We start from the raw sequence: 1722 nt of genomic DNA, 5'->3' as shown, positions 1-1722 counted from the left end.
CCGACTCTTTACATAGCAACATCGCGTAACAAGCATTTTGTAGAAGTTGTTTGGCGCTGCTCGAGCGATGAGCCTGAACTACGCCAACGTAGGAGTGCAAATGCACTTCTGTGTCGTTGATGTAGAAGTTCCCCACGCTGATGTTAGTGATTTTATCAAGCAGATTATGCAGTTTCGAATCAGCATCTTCTCCCCATAACAAAAGCACTAAGTCGTTTGAACTTGGGCGACCAGTAATGAAGTAGTTTGAATCGTTCATCCCAAGGCGCTTACGAAATTCTTTGAGGATCTCATCAAACGCTTCAAAGCCGTATCGAGTTTGTATACTACGCGCATTGCTAAAGCCCACATTTATAACAATTAAAGACTGATGCCCGTGTTCTAGGGATTGAAGCGTATCTTCAACCACCGCTTCCAGTGCGGCGCGATTAAGAAATCCGGTACCTTGGTCATGGGTTTTCTGGTAGTTAACTTGCCTTTCAGCGGCTTTGCGGCGGTCAATTTCTTGAGTGAGTGAAAAGCTGAGTTGGGCGAGGTCAGTGGTTCGGTTTTCTACGCGATTTTTAAGTTCGCTGTTAAGTCTCAACAGTTTGTATTGTTGGTAGACAACAGCAAGTTGAGCTTCTATTGAGTCCTTGAACGTATTGAGCAATTGCCGGTAAGTTTCGCTGTACTCATTGGCTTTAGAGTCCAACATACAAATGGTTCCAAACGTTTCGCCATTTGGCCAAAACAACGGCAAACCACAATAGGAGAGCATACCAAGTTTGATGTCCGGATTATTCGACCATTTTTCATCGGCAAGGGCATCGGGAACAACCAGTTGGCTTTTGGTTTCAATGACATGTTCACAGTACAAACCATGTCCAAGATCTTCTTTGTCGCCAGCTTTATATGGATTACCTTGAGTGTCACTTGAGGTGTTTACTTCGATGTGGTTTTGATGCACTCGCATAATAAGCGTGGTTGGCACGTCTGCAATCTGTGCGAGGAGATTGACGATATCCTGCCAGCTTCGCTGCATGGATTCAGGAATCTCATAATCTAGTGTTTGAAATCTCCCCATAGAGGCCTTCCTTTCCGGTAGTTTCACATCCTGTGAATCGAAGATTTATGCAGTAGTAATTGTTATAACATTAGTCGTTTTACTTAAGTATAGGGTCGCCCACAGACGAAACAAAAAAAAGTCCTGAAAACCTTTCAGGACCCTAAATTGTTGGAAGCCATCTCAAATATGAAACAAATTTGACGAACTTATGGCTTAAGTGACGCCAAGGTTTCTAACGAAATGTCTTGCGAGTAGTCTACATCGTCAAAGTTAAAGCCGTTTAGTTTCATGAACTCGTCTTTAAAGCCTTGGTAATCACCAATCTCTTTAAAGTTCTCCGCATTCATTTGTTCTAATAAATGACTCACTTCAGCCTGCGTTTGCGGATCCAGTTCTAAGTCATCAATTCGAATCAATCGCTCGCCATCAACAGGAACTTTAGGCTGATCGTAAAGCTTCGTCGTGAACAGACGTTGCATTTGTTCGATGCAGCGTTCATGCGTGCCTTTCTCTTTCATTACTCGGTACAGAGCTAAAAGGTAAGGGCTCAGAGCAGGAATGAAAACACTGGCTTTGGTTACCAGCGCTTTACACACCGTGGCGTAGGCACCACCGTCGAAGTTAGCCAGCTTCAGATTCAATGCATGGCTGGTTTGGTGCAAATCAATTTTGGC

Annotated in this window: 1 protein-coding gene and 1 pseudogene; both read right to left on the bottom strand. The window is 43.8% G+C overall.

What is annotated here, in order from left to right; translation table 11 throughout:
- On the bottom strand, positions 1-1066 hold a 1066-nt coding region (locus R7O12_RS24105), incomplete at its 3' end, for a diguanylate cyclase domain-containing protein (protein WP_318126565.1).
- Positions 1067-1254: 188 nt separating this feature from the next.
- A pseudogene (locus R7O12_RS24100) lies at positions 1255-1722 on the bottom strand (bifunctional NADH-specific enoyl-ACP reductase/trans-2-enoyl-CoA reductase); the annotation flags it as partial.

This window comes from Vibrio sp. Vb1574, assembly GCF_033338675.1.
The sequence above is the reverse complement of the archived record's forward strand: the minus strand, read 5'-3'. Positions and strand labels throughout refer to the sequence as shown.